Here is a 19,469-nt window from a genome sequence, read left to right on the forward strand (position 1 = left end):
GATCCATCGCTGGACAGGCCTTGCGAGTTTATCGAATGTGGAAGTCACAAACGGAATGCGGCAAGATCATCATCGACCGGCGCTGCGCCGACTTGCTCATCAATATCAGCCATATCATCGCCCCGGTCTTCCTTGACATCAATCTTCTCGATCAAGTCGGTCCATTCGACACCGGGGTTTTGCTGCAAGACTGCGACCATGTTGACGAAGGCCGTCACAGTGTTCCGGGGCGTGCGGAAATAAGCCTCCCCGATCCGGGATGAGCAGTGCGCCATGAACGCCTCCAAACTGGCATCAGGCAAAGCATCGTCCTCGCCCTGCATGATCGCGCGAATGTTGGAAAGAAGCACAAACAGATCTTCCGGCGTCAGGCTGGCAAGACGGATGACAGGCCCCGACAAATCGATCAGACCATCTCGGGCAAACGTGTTTTCCGCCAATCGCGATTGCAGCGCCTCGTAGCTGTACAATCCGCGCCGGGTGTTCATCAGGAACTCTGGTGTCCCACCCAACAAAAAGCCCAAATTCTCTGCGCTGCCTTGGAGCACGTCATTGAGAATGCGCAGAATTTGCTCATAATTGGCGTTCCGGGCCTGCGCCGAGCTTAGTTTGAAGAGATTGACCATTTCATCAAGGCCAACCAGCAAACCCTTGTACCCCGCCTCGCAGACAAAAGCCGACATCAATTTCAGGTGGTCGTAAACACTTGCATCATCAACGATCGTGCGAACGCCAAGGGCTTTACGCGCGTCCGTCTTGGTTGAGAACTCACCGCGCAACCAGCGCAGGGCGGCAGATTTCAAATCCTCATCGCCCGCTTCATGGCCCTCCCAATAGCGCCGGATCACCTCCGCGAAATCGAAGCCCCCCGTCATCTCTTCGAAGTGGGAAAGCCGCTGCCTGATCACACTGCCGGTCAATTGATCCTGGGCTTCTGCCTCCTGCTGGACCTGACTGACGAAACGCTCAACCACGCTGGTCAAAGCGCCACCATCGGGTTTGGATCGCGTAGCGAGATTGCGGGCCATTTCCGCGTAAAGGCTGCGAGCTTGACCGCTTGTGGCATGCAATCGGCGATCGGGAGCGAGATCGGCAAACATGACGACCAGCCCCTTCTCCAGCGCAACCAGCCGGATCAGGTTCATGAAAAATGTTTTGCCCGACCCATATTCGCCGATGATGAACCGAATGGCCGAACCGCCATCAGCGATCCGATCAATATCCTTGACGAGTTCCTCGATCTCGTGGGCCCGGCCGACCTGCAGATGCCTCAAACCCAGCTTCGGGACGACGCCTGCGCGCAGCGCCTGAACTATGGCGTCACGTTCGCGGGGCTTCAGCTTGGACATCAGGCTACCTCTTTCTCAAATTGCGTTTTCAACGCTTGCGCGATGTCATCTGTGACGTCGTAACCGTCATGTTCATCGAGCAGGGCTTCATCATAGGTCGCAAACGACCATTCGTTAATGGCTTCAAGCGCCCCCAGGGGCATCAGTCCATGCCGCTTGGCCAGATCTGCGAATTCACCCTCACTCCAATAGTCCTTCGTGATGACATCACGCGCCAAAGCGGCACATTTTGTATCAAGGCCTGCAATGGGTGAAACTGCGGCAATGGGCTCAGGCTCAACATCCGCCTCGCTCTGGAAGATTTGTCCGAGCACGGAAGATACCCGCGCGGTGTCAGAGCGTATGGCTGCGATTCGGCTCGGATCAAGCTGAGACCTTGAAGTCGAAGAATCCTCAGGGATGGCTTCTCCCGGCGCCCCGGGTTCCGCAGCTTTGACCCGCACAGGGGCGTCGGACACCTCGCCAGCGTGCAGATCAGAGTAGACAGTCGAGGGATCAAGCCCAAGGATTCGATAAACTTTTTCGATGCCGGCAACTTCTTCAGTCTTGATGATCCCGTCGGCGTGGGCGATCGCAATCATAGCAGTTCGCAGGGCAGTCTGCTGATCGCCATCGACATCTTTCAGACGACTACGCAGAGTAGCCATGTCAGCAGGAACAGCCAGAAGCCAATCCAGGTTGGCTTTCAAAAGCCTGCGCTCGGAGTCTGAAATGTCCGTCACCTGCGAGATCCTATTGGCCAACAAACGCTGTTCACCCTCGCTAACATGGCCATCGGACTGGGCGATAAAGGCACCCAACGCCATTTCGATCAGGGCCTTACGATAAGCACCAGAGGCGTTCTCTGCATCCCACGTTCCATCCCATTCGAAAAGGACTACAGGTTCGTCCGCCTTTGGCAGTCTCAGCCCATAACGGGGGTCTGGTGCCAATCCAAAACCAAGGCTACCCAAAGCATCAGCCACATCAGTCAGTTGGCGCTTACTGATCTTTCCTGCCGCTTCATTCCCAACCCGGCCAAATACGTCGCGCAAGGGCACCAGGCCTCCCGCTTCGATGCGGCTTTTAACCCAGTTGATCAGATCCTGCCGCTGCTCGGACGGGAACTTGTCCCACAGGCAGGTTGGCAGCAAAGCATGGGCCTCAAAGCTCCCTTTGCGGTCCGGGCTGCGGCCAAGAAAGCGACTGAGTTTATCCAACTCGTCCATGGCCTCGTCCGCGATAGCCTGTGCCAGCGTGACTGGCTTGGTCAATCCGGAAATATCAAGCACAGGCCGCCCGTTCGCCGATATCGGCAAATCTTTGGTGAACTCCCCGGATGCGGCGCGATAGCTGAATTTAAGTTGCTTCTTGGATTTTGCGACTTTCAAGCCCTTGGGATATCGCTGATCGAACTTGAAGCAGAAAAGCGCTCTGAACTCATCCTCGCAGCGGTGCGCCGCTGTGCGAAGCCGCTTTTCACTGTGACAAAGAAACCAGCTAAGCAGCCATTCGGCACTCAAAGGAATGTCATTGGCAATCATGCCGCCGAGGGTGACTTTCATGGATAATGGAAGGTCCCAAGTCCAGCTTTTGAACACCGGCTTTCTGAAATCATCATCATTAAGCACAAGACTGGAAAGGTCGATGAAATCGCTCAGGTAGCGCTGGACCGAATGGTTCGAGCCAAACAATTCGCGCAACCGTTGGACCTCAGTGAGAATTTCTCGCTTTTCATCGTCTGAAGGACTGTCGACCAGGAAACGTCGTTCCAAGCCATAAAAATAGAGGAACATATAGCCGGGATTAATGGCGGGATCCTTGGCGCCATCCGCCAGCCAGTCAAGATAGGCCGCGCGGCAAGAAGGAGAAATGCTGGAATATCCAGGCCAGTAAGGCATGGACTCTCCGCTCTTGTCAGCACCGGTAGATGAAACCGGCTGCTTTGGGTCGATGTAAGCACGGCATCGCTCGCCATAACCACCACCAGTGACACCAGGCGCAGTTCCAACATAGACCATGCCTCCCAATGTGCGGCCAGCGATGGTGATACTACGTCCCTTGGGAACCCAGCCTTGGATACCGGTTGGCAAACTGGCGCTCGGCACAGTTCTCATTGGGCGCGAGGAGTAGACATTTTCGACCGGCTTCTCCGCTATCGAACCAGCACCGTTCTGGATCGGCGGATGCGCGCCCGCATCGACGGACGCTTCAGAAGGCTTTTTGCGCGTAGAACGCCACCAAACGACAAATCCGGGCGCGCCAAACGCAAACAACATCTGCATGCCCGCCGGCCAGCTCTGCAGCGCAGTGACGACGACGAACATGCAGGCAATGAATGCCAGAACATAGGTCAAGACTGCCTTGAAAAATTTCAAGTCCAATTCCTCTTGGTGGCGTTTCCGCACAATACCCAGCGGGCGCTTTGCCGCAAGTGGCGCAACGCGGGAGAAGCAGGCAATTTAAGGAACTTATCAGAAAACCTATTCGGTTACGGAATGCCGACCGACCAAAACTTTCCGATATATTCGCGCACGATGGTCCGGTCGCCCGCTTGCGGCAGATGCCGCAACTGGCCTAGTGATCAGCCATGAACGCCGTTGAAATCGAACAAGCCATCACCGACCTTGCCGCCGCCCCCTTTGATGCGGCGGAATTTCCGTATGCCTTTCTGGAAGCCTTCGGAAACAAGGCAACCACGCTCAAGAAGCTGCGCACCGGTGCGTCGAATGGTTCGGACGTGCCCGGCGGCGTCCTCCAGCGCAGCAACATTCACATTGCCACCTGCCCGACTGGAGCCGTCGACGCCACGCTTCAAGCCCTACGCGCCAGCCCCAAGACCCAAGCCGCCAAGGCCAAGTTCATCCTTGCGACCGATGGCGCTGACTTTCAGGCAGAGGAGTTGGCAACCGGCGAGACTGTCGCCTGCCAATATGCCGATTTCCCCAATCACTTCGGCCTGTTCCTGCCCTTGGCCGGCATCACTACCGTCAAACAGATTCGTGAGAGCACGTTCGACATTCGGGCGACGAGCCGGCTCAACAAGCTCTATGTCGAACTGCTGAAAGACAACCCCGACTGGGCCGCAGCCGAGCGCCGGGCCGACATGAACCACTTCATGGCGCGGCTGATCTTCTGCTTTTTCGCGGAAGACACCGACATTTTTTACGGCGAAGGGCTGTTCACCCGCACTGTCGACCAGATGTCGGAGCGCGATTCCAGCAATACGCACGACGTTATCAGCGCCATCTTCAAGGCGATGGACACGCCCACCCGCCACGAAGGCAAGCTGGACGACCGCTATCGCAAGGCCGCTGGCACGCCGCGCTGGGCGGACGTGTTTCCCTACGTCAACGGCCAGCTCTTTTCGGGCAGCACCGATGTGCCGCGCTTCAGCCGCATTGCCCGGTCTTACCTGATCCAGATCGGCAACCTCGACTGGCAGAAGATCAACCCCGACATTTTCGGCAGCATGATCCAGGCCGTGGCCGACGATGACGAGCGCAGCGCGCTGGGCATGCATTATACCAGCGTGCCCAACATCCTGAAGGTGCTGAACCCGCTGTTCCTCGACGATCTTCGGGCGGCGCTGGAAGAGGCGAACGACAATCCCCGCAAGCTGCTGAACCTGCGCAATCGCATGGCGCGCATTCGCGTGTTCGACCCGGCCTGTGGCAGCGGCAATTTCCTCGTGATTGCCTACAAGCAAATGCGCGAGATCGAGGCCATCATCAACACCCGGCGTGGCGAAGCGGAGCGCAAGAGCGAGATCCCCCTTACCAACTTCCGCGGCATCGAACTGCGCCCCTTCCCTGCCGAAATCGCGCGACTGGCGCTGATCATCGCCGAGTTTCAGTGCGATGTGCTCTATCGTGGCCAGAAGGAGGCGCTGGCCGATTTCCTGCCGCTGGACAGCCAGAACTGGATCACCTGCGGCAACGCCCTGCGGCTCGACTGGCTCAGCCTGTGCCCACCCACCGGGACGGGAGTGAAGGTGCATGGGGATGATCTGTTCAACACGCCTCTGAACCAGACCGAGATCGATTTCGAAAACGAAGGTGGCGAGACATATATTTGCGGAAACCCGCCTTACCTTGGCTCCACCTGGCAGGACGCAGATCAAAAGGCTGACCTAGAGCGCATTTTTGGTCACCGCACGAAAAGCTGGAAGTCACTCGACTACGTTGCAGGCTGGTTTATGAAAGCCGCCGATTATGGAACGCACACGAATGCGATCACCGCATTTGTTTCCACGAACAGCGTTTGCCAAGGACAGCAAGTTCCAATTTTGTGGCCGCTGATATTTCAAACGGGTCACGAAATTTATTTCGCTCACACATCATTTAAGTGGGCAAATCTGGCGAGCCACAATGCTGGCGTTACGGTTGCAATAGTTGGAATTTCAAACGCCATTAAAATGCCAAAGCGCATATTTTCGGTATCTGATGCCGGAGATTTTGTCTCGAAGGAGGTGGAGTCGATTAACGCCTACTTGGCGCCGGGAAATTCGATCATCGTTAATCCAGCGTCTAGGCCTTTAAGCGATCGAAGCATCATGGAATGGGGAAACAAACCCACAGATGGCGGTAATCTGATCTTGAACTCTGACGACGTTTCAAATCTGTTGAATGAAACGCCTTCGGCTTCGAAATTTGTATTTCGGTACGTAGGATCCCAGGAACTCATCAAGGGTTCAATGCGATGGTGCCTTTGGATAAAAGATGAGGATCAAAAAGAAGCAGAATCATCCGCTTTCATCCATGACCGAGTCAACCGAGTACGCTCTTATCGAATGACCAGCCCTTCAGCAGACACGCGACCAACAGCCGCATTCTCGCATCGGTTTCGTCAAATTCAAAACGTTGCATCAAAAAATCAAATTTTTGTGGCTGGGGTCTCCTCCGAAAATAGAGATTACATTCCGGCAGACCTGCTACCTAATAGCGCAATTGGATCGAATAAAGTTTTCGCCCTATATGATGCGCCGTTGTGGAACTTGGCGTTCATTGTATCGCGCCTGCACTGGGTCTGGATCGGCACAGTATGCGTGCGGATGCGCACCGACTTTTCTTACTCCAACACCCTTGGCTGGAACACCTTCCCCATCCCCAAGCTGACCGAGCAGAACAAGGCCGATCTCACCCGCTGCGCCGAGGACATCCTGCTGGCGCGCGAGGCGCATTTCCCGGCGACCATCGCGGATCTCTATGATCCCGACACCATGCCGGAAAACCTGCGCCACGCGCATGACCGCAACGATGAGGTGCTGGAGCGGATCTACATCGGTCGCCGGTTCAAGAACGACACCGAGAGGCTGGAAAAGCTGTTCGATCTCTACACCAAAATGACCGGCGGAAAGGCGGCGGCATGATGGGCGCAACATTGACTTTTCGCGCCATCGGCGTATCTCTCATTTGAGATACAGGAGGCCCGGATGAACGCACCGCATGTGCCGTCCCAAAGCTCCATGCTGCATATCCGCATGGACAATGATTTGAAGGCAAAAGCCACGGAGGCGCTGGCGGCCATGGGGCTGACCGCGTCTGACGCCGTGCGCCTGCTGTTCCACCGCATCGCGGTCGACCAAGCCTTCCCGCTGGAGCTGAAAGTGCCCAACGCCGAAACCCGCGCCGCGCTGGACGAAGCGCGCGAGATCATCGCCAAGCGCCGCGCCCGCTTCACCGATCCTGATGCCATGTTTGCCGAACTCGATGGCAAAGAAGGATAAGTCCGCGACGCTTCCGCGCACGTTTGATCTGGCCAAAGCGTTCAGGAAAGATTGGGAGCGCCTCTCGCGCTCTGGTCGCTATGACATGGGCCAGCTCAAAGAGGCGATGTTGCTGTTGATCGCCAATGATGCGCCGCTGCCGCCCGAATGGCGCGACCACGCGCTGAAAGGCGAATGGGCAGGCACACGAGAATGCCACATCGGCGGGGATTTCCTGCTGATCTACGAAGTGGACGACGCAGCGGGACCGGGCGGCACGCTCGTTTTCGTGCGCGCCGGAACCCATAGCGAGTTGTTTAAATGACCCAGAATGCCGACATCATCCCCACCGTCACCTTCCGCCCCGCCGGGACTGGCGCGACCGCCAAGGCGAATGAGCTAGGGATGCGCCCGATGCAGGCGCGGGCCTATGACAAGCGTGGCGAGCAATATCTGCTGATCAAGTCGCCTCCGGCCTCGGGCAAGTCGCGCGCGCTGATGTTCATCGCACTGGACAAGCTGACCAACCAAGGCGTTAAGAAGGCCATCGTCTGCGTGCCGGAACGCTCGATTGGTGCCAGCTTCAACAGCGAGCCGCTGAGCAAGCATGGCTTCTGGGCCGACTGGGAAGTCGCGCCGCAATGGAACCTGTGCAACACGCCCGGCGCCGATGATCCCAAGGTTGCCAAGTCCAAGGTCAAGGCTGTCGGCGAATTTTTGGCCAGCGATGCCAGGGTTCTGGTCTGCACGCACGCGACCTTTCGCTTTGCCTTTGACGAAATGGGTGTTGAGGCCTTCGACACCGCACTCATCGCCATTGACGAATTCCACCATGTCTCTGCCGATGCCGGCAACCGCCTAGGCGCGCAGCTTGCCCAACTGATCGGGCGCGACAAGGCGCATATCGTGGCCATGACCGGCAGCTATTTCCGGGGCGACGCCATCCCCGTGCTGGCACCCGACGACGAAGCCAAGTTCGAGACGGTCACCTACACCTATTACGAGCAGCTCAACGGCTATCAGTACCTAAAGGTGCTGGACATCGGCTACAGCTTCTACACCGGCCCCTACACCGAGAAGATCTCGGCGCTGCTTGACCCGACAATCAAGACCATCGTCCACATCCCCTCGGTCAATTCGCGCGAGAGCCTGAAGGACAAGCACCGCGAGGCCGAGGACATCATGGGCCATTTGGGTGAATGGCACGGGGTTGATCCGGAAACCGGCTTTCATCTGCTCAAGACAGCCAGCGGCGCCACGATCAAGGTCGCAGATCTGGTCGACGATGATGCCTCCAAGCGTGATCGCGTAGTGGCCTCGCTCAAATCCACTGCGGCGCGCAGCGATCGCGATTTCGTTGACGTGATTATCGCGCTGGGCATGGCCAAGGAAGGCTTCGACTGGATCTGGTGCGAACATGCGCTGACGGTGGGCTATCGCTCCAGCCTCACGGAAATCATCCAGATCATCGGCCGCGCCACCCGCGATGCTCCGGGCAAGACGCGGGCGCGCTTTACCAATCTGATCGCGGAACCTGCTGCTGACGACCCGTTGGTGGTCGACGCCATCAACGATTATCTCAAGGCCATCGCCGCCAGCCTGCTCATGGAACAGGTGCTGGCTCCGCGTTTCGAGTTCACGCCCAAGGATGCCGGTCCGAAGCCGGATTTCGATTATGGCCCCGATGGCTATCAGGAGGGGGCGACCAACATCGGCGTCAACGCCCAGGGCCAGATGCATTTCGAGATCAAGGGCCTGAAGCTGCCGACCAGCATCGAGGCAACACGCATTTGCCGCGAGGATCTCAATGAAGTGATCGCCAGCTTCGTGCAGGACAAATCGGCGCTGGAGCGCGGGATGTTCGACACCGAAGTGGTGCCCGAGGAGCTGACCCAGCTGAAAATGGGTAAGATCATCCGCGAGAAATTCCCTGACCTCAGCGAAGATGACCAGGAAGCGGTTCGCCAGCACGCCATTGCCGCCCTGACGCTGACCCAGCAGGCCAAGGCCGCGATGGTCGACGATGTGGTCGACGGGGAGTTTTCGGGCAGCACGGCCTTTATCGATGGGGTCCGCAAATTTGCCCTGAGCGTTACCGACCTCGACATCGATCTGATCGACCGCGTCAATCCGTTTGACGCCACCTATGCCGTGCTGGCCAAGGCGATGGACGAAAAGACCCTGTTGCAGGTGCAGGCTGTCATCAACGCCAAGAAGGACAAGCTGACCTACGAGGATGCGCGGATGCTGGCCGAGCGCGCGCTGGAGTTCAAGCGGGAGCGCGGGCGACTGCCCTCGCTGACCTCGCAGGATGCCTGGGAGCGCAAGATGGCCGAGGGCATCGCCTTCCTGCAACGCCATGCAGCAAAGGCCGCGGCTGATGGCTGAGCTTAGCGATCTTGAACTTCTGGCCGAACTGGGTGTCGAGACAACGGCGGAGCCCAAGCGGGCCCTGACACCGCTTCAAGAACGGATCATTGCCGGTTTTGAGGACATTCAGCGCTTTGTGGCTGAGCATGGGCATTTGCCTCGGCACGGAGATGACCGTGACATTTTCGAGCGCCTCTATGCTGTGCGGCTAGACCGCCTGCGCAGCCTTCCGGAAGCGCGCGAATTGCTGGCCAGTCTCGATCGCGATGGCCTGCTGGATGGCAATGGCCCAACGACCGTGGCGCCCCAGGAATTAGGCGACGATGCCCTGCTCGCGGAACTGGGCATCGCGCCGGGCGCACCAGACGATATCACGCAGTTGCGCCATGTCGCGCCGCGAGCAGAAAAGCGCGCAGCCGAAGAAATCGCCAATCGCGAAAAGTGCGAGGATTTCGAGACCTTCAAGCCCCAAATCGAACGGGTACAGGCGGATCTGGCCAAAGGCGCACGCGAGGCCAAGGCAGTCGATCAAACAGAGGTCACTCTCGAGGAGGTTCGGCCCGGCAATTTCTTCATCGTAGCTGGGCAAATGGCTCTTATCGCGGACACCTCCGACGCCTTCGTGACGGAGTATGAGCGCAAGGATCGGCGTGTGCGCGTCATCTACGATAATGGCACAGAGGCGACCATGCTGGCCCGGTCATTCCAGAAGGCGCTCTATCGCGATGAGACTGCGCGCCGCATCACCGCCTTGAGCGCGGGGCCACTTTTTGGCGACGTGGCCGAGCCCGACGATCTGGCAAGCGGCACGATCTATGTTCTGCGCAGCAAGTCAGCCCACCCGTATGTCGCCGAGCACCGGGAACTGATCCACAAGATCGGCGTGACCGGCCAGAGTGTGGCCCATCGTGTGGCCAATGCGCGGAATGACCCGACCTTCCTGCTGGCTGATGTCGAGGTTGTCGCCGAATACCAGCTCTTCAACATAAACCGCAGCAAAATGGAGGGCCTAATCCATAAGGCCTTGGCGGCGGCCCGGCTTGACCTTGCTGCCGGTGATCGCTTCGGCCGGACCGTCCAGCCGCGCGAATGGTTCCTGATCCCGTTTCAGGCGATTGACGACCTGATCTCAAAGATCAGCGACGGAAGCGTGACTCAAGTGCGATATGACCCAATGGAGGCCAGGTTCGTCCCTGCCGAAACCTGACCTCCACCGGCTTGGGTTAGGAGGCTTGGCAAGCAGGCTCGATGTAATGATAGAATCGTAGCGTTTCATCGAGACCGGCCATCGGACGCCGCTTGGCGTCGATGGTATATGCCAGCGACGCCAGCTTTCTTGCTTCGCGCCCGCGGATACTGCGGGTTTTGAACAAATGGCTGCCAGCTCCCTCATACTGCTTGATCTTGATCCGCTCGGCCATCGTAAGCTCGATCATCGCAGGCCATGCCTTGGTTGCGACCGAGATTCGTTTGCGCAAGGCCTCATCCATCGACGGCTCCAGCAGGCCAAATTCGATGGGCCATGGCGCGACCAGAGGCTCTGGCTTGTCCTCTGGGGAATAGGCGGTCGAGACCACGCAGCGCAACTCGCCAAAGTGTTTGCCCATATGCCTGCTCCAGCGCAATGCGAAGTCGACGATCTGCAAAAGCATTGGGAATATGCGGCTATCGCCATCGCAAACAGTATCGAAGTTCCCATAAAGGCGGGCGTTGCCGACAATGGTACGGTTGTCCGATCGTTTCGCGATCACTTCGATCGCTGCTTGTCGGGGAGCCAAAACGTCGAGCTTAACGCCAATCCAGTAATCACGCTGTGGCTCCAGTGCATGGCTCACCGTTGCCCGAAAGCTGCTGTCGAATTTGAAATCGACGGGCCGTCGTGAATGGCAACTGGCCAGATAAGCCGACACGCCGGATTTGGACATTCCGAGGGTCTTGGCGATCAGCTCGGTCGGCGCGCCGCGCAGCCACATATGCAATGCCTGCTGCAATGCGCTCGCCCTGACATAGGCCTCTTTAGGCGCCTTGGCAGGCATTTCCGGAAAATCGATCCGGTCCTCGTCGCGCTTGTCGAGCCAGTTGAATTCGCTGGCCGTTTCAGCAGTTTCAATAGGGAATTCCGCCTCTATTACGGCGGTGTCAAAGGGCACTTCACGCTCCTTCTCGACATCATAGGCATAGACCGTCTGATAAGGCGCATGGAGCGCGCGCAGATCATCCTCGTCATGAAGGGAAAGCTTGCGGGACACCTTTTTCAAACGTCGGAGGATCTGCTTGCGGGACCAGAAGAGCTGGTCGACATGGTCCAAGCCCGCAGGCGCCCCCTTGCATTCAGCTTGCTCCAATTCCTTGAAGACCTCCCTAGGCAGGGCGCGCCGTTCTACCACCACCACCATATCGACATCGCCAACGGTTTCATCGTGCGAACCGGTGAGCACGCTGCCAAAGAGCCGGATTTCCTTGATCCGCCGAGAACGCTCCGGTTCCCTGTTGATGGCTCTCGCCATTTCAATCACTTCGCCTACAATGCGGCGGCCCTCCTCACGCGGGAAGCGCGGCACAAGCGGTGTTGCAAGGAGCCGGTAGCCCAGTTCAGAGATCCCCCAATGGTCGATGAAATCGCGCGTGCCGTTGAAACAAATCCAACCTGCTTCACACAAGGCAATCAGGGTCTCGCTTGCCTGACGCACATCCATACCCAGCTTCTTGGCAGCGTGCAGTGTGCTGAAATCATTCTTGGCAAACAGGTCCTTGAGCGTGGCCGGACGCAGGCCGCAGATCGTGTCTTTCGCAGAAATTCGCATAAATCATCCTTTGTATCATTGAGAACACTGCCCAGAGTTGAGCAGGCGTGGGACCATTCCCCGTGGGGAGGCCCCGCCCGCGGCAGAGCGGTCGACATGACGCCGGCCCGGGTCACAGTCCCAACTCCATGGATTTTTCCGGGCCGATGGTGGGCTGCCCAGGCTGATGTACCGGCGATGCTTGCGGTTCTGGCCGGCTGCGGATCGTCGAAGGATCGATCGCGAAAGTGACATTGCGCTCGCCATCACCAGCCCTTGCCGGTGCCTCGTCGCCTCGGCCTTGGCTGCTTGGTGATGCTGCGCTTGGACCCTTGCCGACATGTTCAAGCGCGCTGGCCTTGTCCCCAGCGTTGCTCTCGACCGCGCGCAGCAGGGCGTCGCGATCATCAGTGAAGATGGTCAGTTCATCACGAACGCGGGTCGCCATCACATGGGTCAAGCGCTGGTTGGAGAGATGGCGCTCGGCCGAATGCATGACGCCGATGCCATTGTCGGTGGTCATGCCCTGCGCCTGATGCATATTGATCGCGTAAGCGAGCCCAAGCCGGGACAGCATGCGGTCGCCATGCGGCAGCAACATGTTCACACCGTCACCTGTCTGCACCTCCACACCCTCACGTGTGATGGCAACAACTTGCGCTTGCGCGGAATTGAGCAGACCACGCTGCTTGTCATTGGCAGTCCAGCGAATGCGATCGCCTTCATAGAGGACCAGGTTCTCGCGCTGGGAGAGAGCTAGGCTGTCATGCTTGTCGCTGGCATCAAGGCGATCGGGGCTGAACTTGATGGTCCGTCCTTCGCTGTCGCGCAAGCTGACGACACCCTTGGTGGAAACGCGGATCACGTCATAGGTGCCGGCATCCAAACCAGCGGGCCGGTGCTTGCCGATCACTTCCAGAACCTGGCCGGTGCGATAATTCTGGGCGAAGCGCAGTTCCTCGCGGGTCAGATGCAGGCTTTCAAGGCGGGTGATGGCCAGCCCCTCTCCGCTGAGCGAACCCTCGGCCTTCAGACCTTCCTGCACCAGCGCGTTGAGCACCGCGCGGCTTTCACGGCCGGAGGCATAAAGCGCGGTTCGCTCACGATCCTCGGCCGATGCTTCCAGCCACTTGCGGGCCGCCGCTTCCCTAAAATCGGACCCCGCACTGACGACGCGATCCCCCATAACCGTGAAGGCAGACGCGAAATGGCCCGATCGGGTGAGCGCAGCGACAGCTTTCATGGTCTCCGTCCTTTGCCGCTGGCTGGTCTGAAGTTCGGCCAATGCGGGCCTGTGCTGCTGGATCAGGGTGAAGGCCTTGCCAGCATCGATCGGCTGCAACTGAGCGCGATCTCCGATCATCACCAGACGATCCACGCCCAGACGATTGGCGATGGTCACCAGATCGTTCATCGGTTTGTTCGCAACGAGCGATGCCTCATCGAGGATCAGCATCGTGCCCTTGAGCATGGCGCGGGATGCCTCAAAGCCTGCCCCTTGGCCTTCCAAAGCCGCACGCAAATGCTGATTCACGAAAGACGAGACGGTTTGCGCCTCGATCCTTGCCTCGCCATTCAACATCTCCACCATGGTGTTGGCCTGCGCCAGGCCGAGCACTTGCCGCCCCTCGCCTCGGGCAACTTCGGCCAATGTCGAAACGAGCGTGGTCTTGCCCGCCCCCGCCACACCCTGGATCACCACAACACGATCGTTGCTGGACAGCGCCATGATGCCGGCGCCCAACTGCTCCTCATTGAGCAGTCGCAAACCGGCTTGCTGCTGGAGGCGGATGGCGGCCTGATCTGCGGGGAGCATGATCGGCGCGCTGCCACGCCCGGCATCGAGCCCTTCGAGCAAGCGCCGCTCTTGCGCGATATGCTCGGGTGTCGTGACATGGGTGGTGGTCCCATCGGGGCGGCCCACACTGCCAAAGATCAGAAAGCCCTTTTGCGCGAGAGTCTGGACCCGCGCCTCGACCTGCTCGATGGTCACGCCTGAAAGGCCCAGATTCAGCGCTGTGCGAGAGACCTCGTGGATCGGAAAGGCTGCCTCACGTTGCCCCAATATGCGGATCGCAGAAGCGACCGCCATTTCGGCGCCGATTTCAACAGAGGACAGTCCCAGCCGCGCCAAGCCCCGCGTGAGCAACGGATCTCCAGGCTTGAGCCATTCGCGCAGCGCTTCTGCCCAACCGGCTGCTGCTTCCATCACATGGCGCACTGCCGCGCCACCGAAAGGCCTATGCGCTGCCAGCCCCACCCTCACCTCGGCGCCGGCAACGACGGACTTACCATCAAACCCCAAAGCCGCAGCCCGCTCCCCCCACTCCGCGCGAAGACCATCGCGGTCGTCCAGATTGATCTTGTCATCGCGTGTGCGCTTGGTGATCTCGCGCATCAGTTCGGGGTTTCGGCCATCGCGCCCAAGGTCTGAGGCCTTGGCTAGGATGTCCTCGCGCCGCTGGCTAAAGGATGTGAGAACGTCCTTGGGGACGCCTTCGATCTCGAATTGGCCGTGCTTTCCGGTCTGACGGGTCTGATAGCCGAGTTCTTCAACGATCGCCCGCAAGGATGCGTGATAGACACTGCCGATCAGGGAATTGTTCTTCCAAAGTTCATCGTTGAACAGGGCCTGCCAATTGCCCGCGACCTTGGTCAGATTGGCTATGACCACATGGATATGCGCCTGTGGGTCGAGCTTGCGGCTCGTGTCGTGTTGGAACAGGGCATAGGTCAGATGCCCGGTGCGGATGGGATCGCCCTTGGGATTGTCGACATAAGTCCGCCCTTCGGCGAAGGTCTTCTCGACCCAACCCATGGTCTGACGAACCGCCTGCATATGAGCGGAGAGCAGACGTTCGTCGCCCGCCACATAGGCAAGGACACTGGCGGACTTCGGCATTGAGAAGGTTAGGTCGATGCCAGCTCTGCGCCTTTCAGGATCGCCCACTTGCTCACCATCGGGTAAGCGGCCCTTGAGGAGATCCTCGAAGGCCTTTTTGTCTACCTCACCGGAAAGGCCGAGTTCGGCGGCGCCGTTTCCACCCCAGCCACTGACCTCGCTGGCGTGCTCGCCAACATAATAGTCATCCTTGGCAAAATAGTTGGCAGCGCCGCCCGCCGAACGCACCGAAGCAACCGACAGCACGGGTCAGAACCCCATATCCATGTCATCGCCAAGCTCGGGCGATGGCTCATGATCCTCTCGGGCCGAACGATGGCTATGCTTCTCGGCCGTATCGGTGAAGGACTGGCCGGTCCGTTCCTCGATGGTGATCTGCTGCTCGCGGCGTTGGGGCGAGGAATGGACGTTGGGCTTCGTCAATGAGGATTGCTCGTCCCTGCCCTTCTCCTCGCGCGTTAAAACAGCTCCATCCCGCATCAGCCCAGAGCGCGGGCGGCGTAAGCTATCGCGCAGATTGCCAGCATCTTTGGCATTGGCCGGCGCGTCGTCCTCAGCCTTGGTCTGGGATTTCCCTTCAGCGCGCGTATCGGCCTGGACCTCCGCCGCCGTCATCTCGCGCGGATCGATCACATCGGGTGGCTGGCGCTCAGCATCCTCTTGCCGAGCATCTTGTTCGGTCTGAGGCTCGGTCATGGCCTGCTCGGCTGCCCCGACGACAGGCGCTGGTCCGCCATCACCTCCCGTAGCTACTTCATCATCTTCTCCCGAAGGAGTGTAGGCAGCCAATTGCATGTCGCTCTTGCGGAGGAACGGTTCTGCGATTTTGGGATAATCGCGCCAGACAAGGCGGATGCGGGCAGCTGGAAAGCCTTCAGGAAACTTCACATAGCCGTGGAGAGACGGCAGGTTCATGATGTCGTCGGGGATGACGAGCGGCTTGACCTCGGTGCGCGGCGTAATCGTCGCCGCATCACGCGATCGGCTCGCGCCGATCGAATAGGCCTCATCGGTCTCCCGCACCTCGCGGAAGCCGATGAAGTTCGAGCAAACCTCGGCGGTGTTTTTGTCAGCGGTGGCGAGGATCAGCTTGGTGCGCGCCAACGAGGCAAGGTTGATCGCGCCTTCCTCGCCATAGGTCTCGGCGAGCTTGTCAAAGCTGTGCATCCCGAGCACGAATGCCCCGCCAAAGCCGCGGGCGGTCTGCAAGCCATGCTCGATCGCCGGCATCCGGTGGAGCGCGTGAACCTCGTCGAAGAGATACCACATCCGCAGATTACGGGTGCGCGGCATGCCCATCAGCGCATTGACTGCCAGATCCATCCAGAGGGTGAGCAGTGCGCGGTTGAGCGTCAGATCGGTATGGGTCGAGGTGATGAACAGGATCGAGCCCGGAACCGGCTCCTCTTGTACCCAGCGCCGGATCGAGAATGCTGGCCGCTCTCCCGGCACTGGGTCAGGCAGGAATCGGATCGCCTGGGCATTGGTGTTGAACACGGCGCGGATGGATTCCGCCATGCGCGCGGCCTCAGTGGCAGTCAGCGGGCTCGCGATGGTATTGGCGAGCTTGGCGTGAACGGCCTTGAGGTCGGCCGACATGAGGTGATGGGCAATCGCGCCATTGGTGGTCTCGCCAGCGGCCGCGAGTTTCACGCACATTTCGACAAAGAGCGTGCGCGCCGCCATGGCCCAGAAAGGCTCGGCATTGCCACCATCGCTGGGGATCAGCGCGGCGGCGGCCGAGATGTAATCTGCATAGTTCTGGCAATCGTTGAAGATGGTCCAAGGCGGACAGCGCTGGTCCATCGGGTTGAGGATGTGGTCGCGCCCTTCCTCGTAGAAGGCTTCGACGAAGGCACCCGTGAGGTCGAAGACCACGCATCGCTGGCCGCGCTCCCGCGCCTCTGTCACCAGCCTGCGAAGCTGCGTCGTTTTGCCCGCGCCTGTGGTGCCGATGAGCATGGCGTGGGTCTGCTCAAGCCGCCAGGGATAGGCGATCCCTGCCATGGCATAGGGCACATGCAGCCCCAAAGCGACCCGCTCGACGATGGTGGCGCGAGCCACGCGATCGGCCGCCATGGTGGGGTATAGCTCGGCCAATTCGGCGGCGAATTCGGCAGCATTATGCGCATCGATCTCGCCCGCCAGCACTGCGGCGCTGACCAGCATGGCACCGCGTTCGTGGCGCTCCTTCAAGATGTCGACGCCAATCTTCTGCGACAGACGCACGAACCATGTCGCCAGTGGGCCGCTGAAAAACAGCGAACCGGCCAAAGCCACGATCATGCAGCGCATGAATTTGGTCCAGGCCTGCGCGACATCGGGATAGTCGGGCACGTCGCCGATGGTCATCGGCACCACGCTGTCGTCCGGCAACGTCAGGTTCACGCTGTGGCCGGGGTCGAGATCGACCAGATTCCAAAAGTCGGCAAAGAGCCGCATTTCGACGAGCTGAACCTCATGCTCGCGCATGAGCAGGGCCAGCAGCAGGACAAGCAGCAGGCTGAAGCTGAGGACCGCTGCCAGGATCGGCCAGCGCAGCCCTTCCATCATCATCATGTAGCGCAGGCGGATAAGCTGCGAACCACGGGTGAAGGCCCCGACGTTGCGGACGATCTCGCCGCGCGCCGATTCATGTTCGACCGCTACGGGGCGCCGGTCGAACCGGATGTCGCCATCACGCGCCATGGTAGGTCTGCGCATGTTCGATGGCGAGGTCGAGCAGGCGGTCCGCCTCCTCGGGCGCAGCCCGCTGCACCAGCGTGTCGAGCGCGAGCGTGTTGAACTCGAGCATCGTGATCAGCCGCGCGAAATCGACCTTCTGGCCCAGCTCAAAGAGCGGCAGGGCAAAGTCGATCATCGAGCGAATGCACTCGGACTGACGGCGTCCATGCTGCTGGGCGAGCCGCTTGATGCGCTCATATTGCGGCGGGCTGACGCTCAGGCCGCATTGGATCAGTTTGGTCACAACGGCTCCTCACTAGGAGAAGCCTGGTCCGGTTATCGCAAGGCGATGTTTAACTTACTGCCGGGCCTTGCGCAAGCGGGTGGCCTTCCGCAGGTGGAATGTAGAATGAAAGGCTATTCCGCCTACGGAATAATAATTCAAATACATATCAAAGTCTTATTTGAGGAAATCCTCGACATAGGCCATCATAGGCCTGCTCATTGCCCGATATTCCGCCGACGGAATTCGCAGTTTTCCTATTCCGGATGTAGAATATTCAGAAAATATCATAGCTTTCAAATGATTTACTCCTCCATGACCGCCCCTTTTCAGAGCGGTTCCGCCGCGTTCGGTGTGCTGTCAATCAGGAACTTTTTGGGCACTTGTCACGTGCCGGGTGATATGGAAGAATTTTCTGTAAAACTGGTGACTTGCGGGAATAAACTGACCTTCCAAAGGGTCATGTGTCGCGATAAACGGAACCCCTTGTTCTGGATTTATTCTCGCTTGGGGACCAAATAGCAACCAGGTGTTATGGCGGAGAGGGAGATTGGTCAGCCCGTTTTCTACTCTGAATGTGATCATTGGCTTGTCGCTAAAGCTTCCGTCGGCCTTTATGCGATGCCCAGTCATGGGTTTCCTCAAAGGCATCGCGACTCCAGCGGTAAAGCGCGTCATAGACCAGCATCCCGGCCTCAAGCTGAGCGTGGTCATCGTCGAACATGCGCGACAAGCCCAACGACACTGCAAGTAGTCCTGCTGCCTCGGGGGCTATTTTCACGCGATCTGTGTCGGCACCGCGGACAATGATGGCTAGCCGAGCAAGCGGATCAAGGTCTCTAAGGCCAAAATCCTCTACCATCGTATCGAAGGTGCAAAGCTCGCCGCGATGCGTCCAGCGCAGGCCATCGCCTTCGACATCGAAAGGTGTGGCGCTGAAGCCAAGCGACACTGCCTGAATTTCCGACGGCGCGGTAAAAAGGAATACTGCCTCGGGATCGACAAAGCGACGGATCAGCCATGGGCAGGCGATGCGGTCCACCTTGGGCCGGGCGCGCGTCACCCATATTGTGCGGCCCTCGCCATCACGCGGAGGAAGGGCGTCGACCGCGATCATAGGAAGCTTTTCGGCCTGCCACGCCAGCACACCGCCCTCCAGAATTTGCGCGTCGACGCCATGATGGCGCAGCCATGCCGCAACGCCAGGGCTGGCTGCTTGACCATTGCGGCAGATCACAACCACTTCGCGCTCGGCATAGGCCGGCCCCCAAGATGAAACCGAGATCCCGTCACGCAAGATCGCTGCCGGGAACAACCGACCCTCAACCTCCTCTGGCATCCGCACGTCGATCAAAACCGGACATTTCGGCGTTCCCACAAGGCGCAGGAGTTTGGCGGGGCTGATGGCGTTGAGCGCGGACATGGCGGGTCT

Annotated in this window: 12 protein-coding genes; 5 read left to right on the forward strand and 7 right to left on the reverse strand. The window is 59.1% G+C overall.

All coding sequences use genetic code 11. The annotated features are described in order from the left end of the window. Positions 1 to 44: 44 nt before the first annotated feature. Entirely contained in the window at positions 45 to 1,349 is a 1,305-nt protein-coding gene (locus EOE18_RS16460) for an ATP-binding protein (protein ID WP_127711534.1), read from the reverse strand. Next, positions 1,349 to 3,706, reverse strand: coding sequence for a tellurite resistance TerB family protein (locus tag EOE18_RS16465; RefSeq protein ID WP_246027507.1), 2,358 nt, complete (start codon positions 3,704 to 3,706; stop codon positions 1,349 to 1,351). Before EOE18_RS16465 ends, EOE18_RS16460 begins: the two co-directional genes overlap by 1 nt. Before the next feature lie 212 nt (positions 3,707 to 3,918). On the opposite strand from EOE18_RS16465, the gene EOE18_RS16470 reads away from it, so the two are divergent. The 5 genes from EOE18_RS16470 to EOE18_RS16490 all read left to right on the forward strand — a co-directional run bounded on the left by EOE18_RS16470 (position 3,919) and on the right by EOE18_RS16490 (position 10,612). Beyond that, positions 3,919 to 6,699, forward strand: coding sequence for a class I SAM-dependent DNA methyltransferase (locus EOE18_RS16470; RefSeq protein ID WP_127711536.1), 2,781 nt, complete (start codon positions 3,919 to 3,921; stop codon positions 6,697 to 6,699). Positions 6,700 to 6,762: 63 nt separating this feature from the next. Continuing rightward, entirely contained in the window at positions 6,763 to 7,056 is a 294-nt protein-coding gene (locus tag EOE18_RS16475) for a type II toxin-antitoxin system RelB/DinJ family antitoxin (protein WP_246027508.1), read from the forward strand. Beyond that, the gene (locus EOE18_RS16480) at positions 7,040 to 7,360 is read left to right on the forward strand and encodes a type II toxin-antitoxin system YafQ family toxin (RefSeq protein WP_127711538.1); all 321 of its coding nucleotides are present in this window, start codon (positions 7,040 to 7,042) and stop codon (positions 7,358 to 7,360) included. Before EOE18_RS16475 ends, EOE18_RS16480 begins: the two co-directional genes overlap by 17 nt. Continuing rightward, positions 7,357 to 9,423, forward strand: coding sequence for a DEAD/DEAH box helicase (locus EOE18_RS16485; protein ID WP_127711540.1), 2,067 nt, complete (start codon positions 7,357 to 7,359; stop codon positions 9,421 to 9,423). Before EOE18_RS16480 ends, EOE18_RS16485 begins: the two co-directional genes overlap by 4 nt. Further along, a complete protein-coding gene (locus EOE18_RS16490) occupies positions 9,416 to 10,612 on the forward strand; it encodes a GIY-YIG nuclease family protein (RefSeq protein WP_127711542.1) in 1,197 nt (398 codons plus the stop codon). Before EOE18_RS16485 ends, EOE18_RS16490 begins: the two co-directional genes overlap by 8 nt. A 16-nt stretch (positions 10,613 to 10,628) precedes the next feature. Here the strand turns inward: EOE18_RS16490 and EOE18_RS16495 are convergent, their stop codons facing one another. From EOE18_RS16495 to EOE18_RS16515, 5 genes are all read right to left on the reverse strand, one after another. After that, complete coding sequence (locus tag EOE18_RS16495) at positions 10,629 to 12,209, reverse strand: nucleotidyltransferase domain-containing protein (protein WP_127711544.1); 1,581 nt, start codon at positions 12,207 to 12,209, stop codon at positions 10,629 to 10,631. A 112-nt stretch (positions 12,210 to 12,321) separates the two neighbouring features. Then, entirely contained in the window at positions 12,322 to 15,336 is a 3,015-nt protein-coding gene (gene mobF, locus EOE18_RS16500; protein WP_127711546.1) for a MobF family relaxase, read from the reverse strand. Positions 15,337 to 15,339: 3 nt separating this feature from the next. After that, positions 15,340 to 17,778, reverse strand: coding sequence for a type IV secretion system DNA-binding domain-containing protein (locus EOE18_RS16505; RefSeq protein ID WP_127711548.1), 2,439 nt, complete (start codon positions 17,776 to 17,778; stop codon positions 15,340 to 15,342). After that, on the reverse strand, positions 17,768 to 18,058 hold the full coding sequence (locus EOE18_RS16510; protein ID WP_127711550.1) for a hypothetical protein: 291 nt from the start codon (positions 18,056 to 18,058) through the stop codon (positions 17,768 to 17,770). Before EOE18_RS16510 ends, EOE18_RS16505 begins: the two co-directional genes overlap by 11 nt. Before the next feature lie 574 nt (positions 18,059 to 18,632). Beyond that, a complete protein-coding gene (locus EOE18_RS16515; protein ID WP_127711551.1) occupies positions 18,633 to 19,460 on the reverse strand; it encodes a chromate resistance protein ChrB domain-containing protein in 828 nt (275 codons plus the stop codon). Positions 19,461 to 19,469 lie beyond the last annotated feature (9 nt).

Source organism: Novosphingobium umbonatum (assembly GCF_004005905.1).
Taxonomy (GTDB): Bacteria; Pseudomonadota; Alphaproteobacteria; order Sphingomonadales; family Sphingomonadaceae; genus Novosphingobium; species Novosphingobium umbonatum.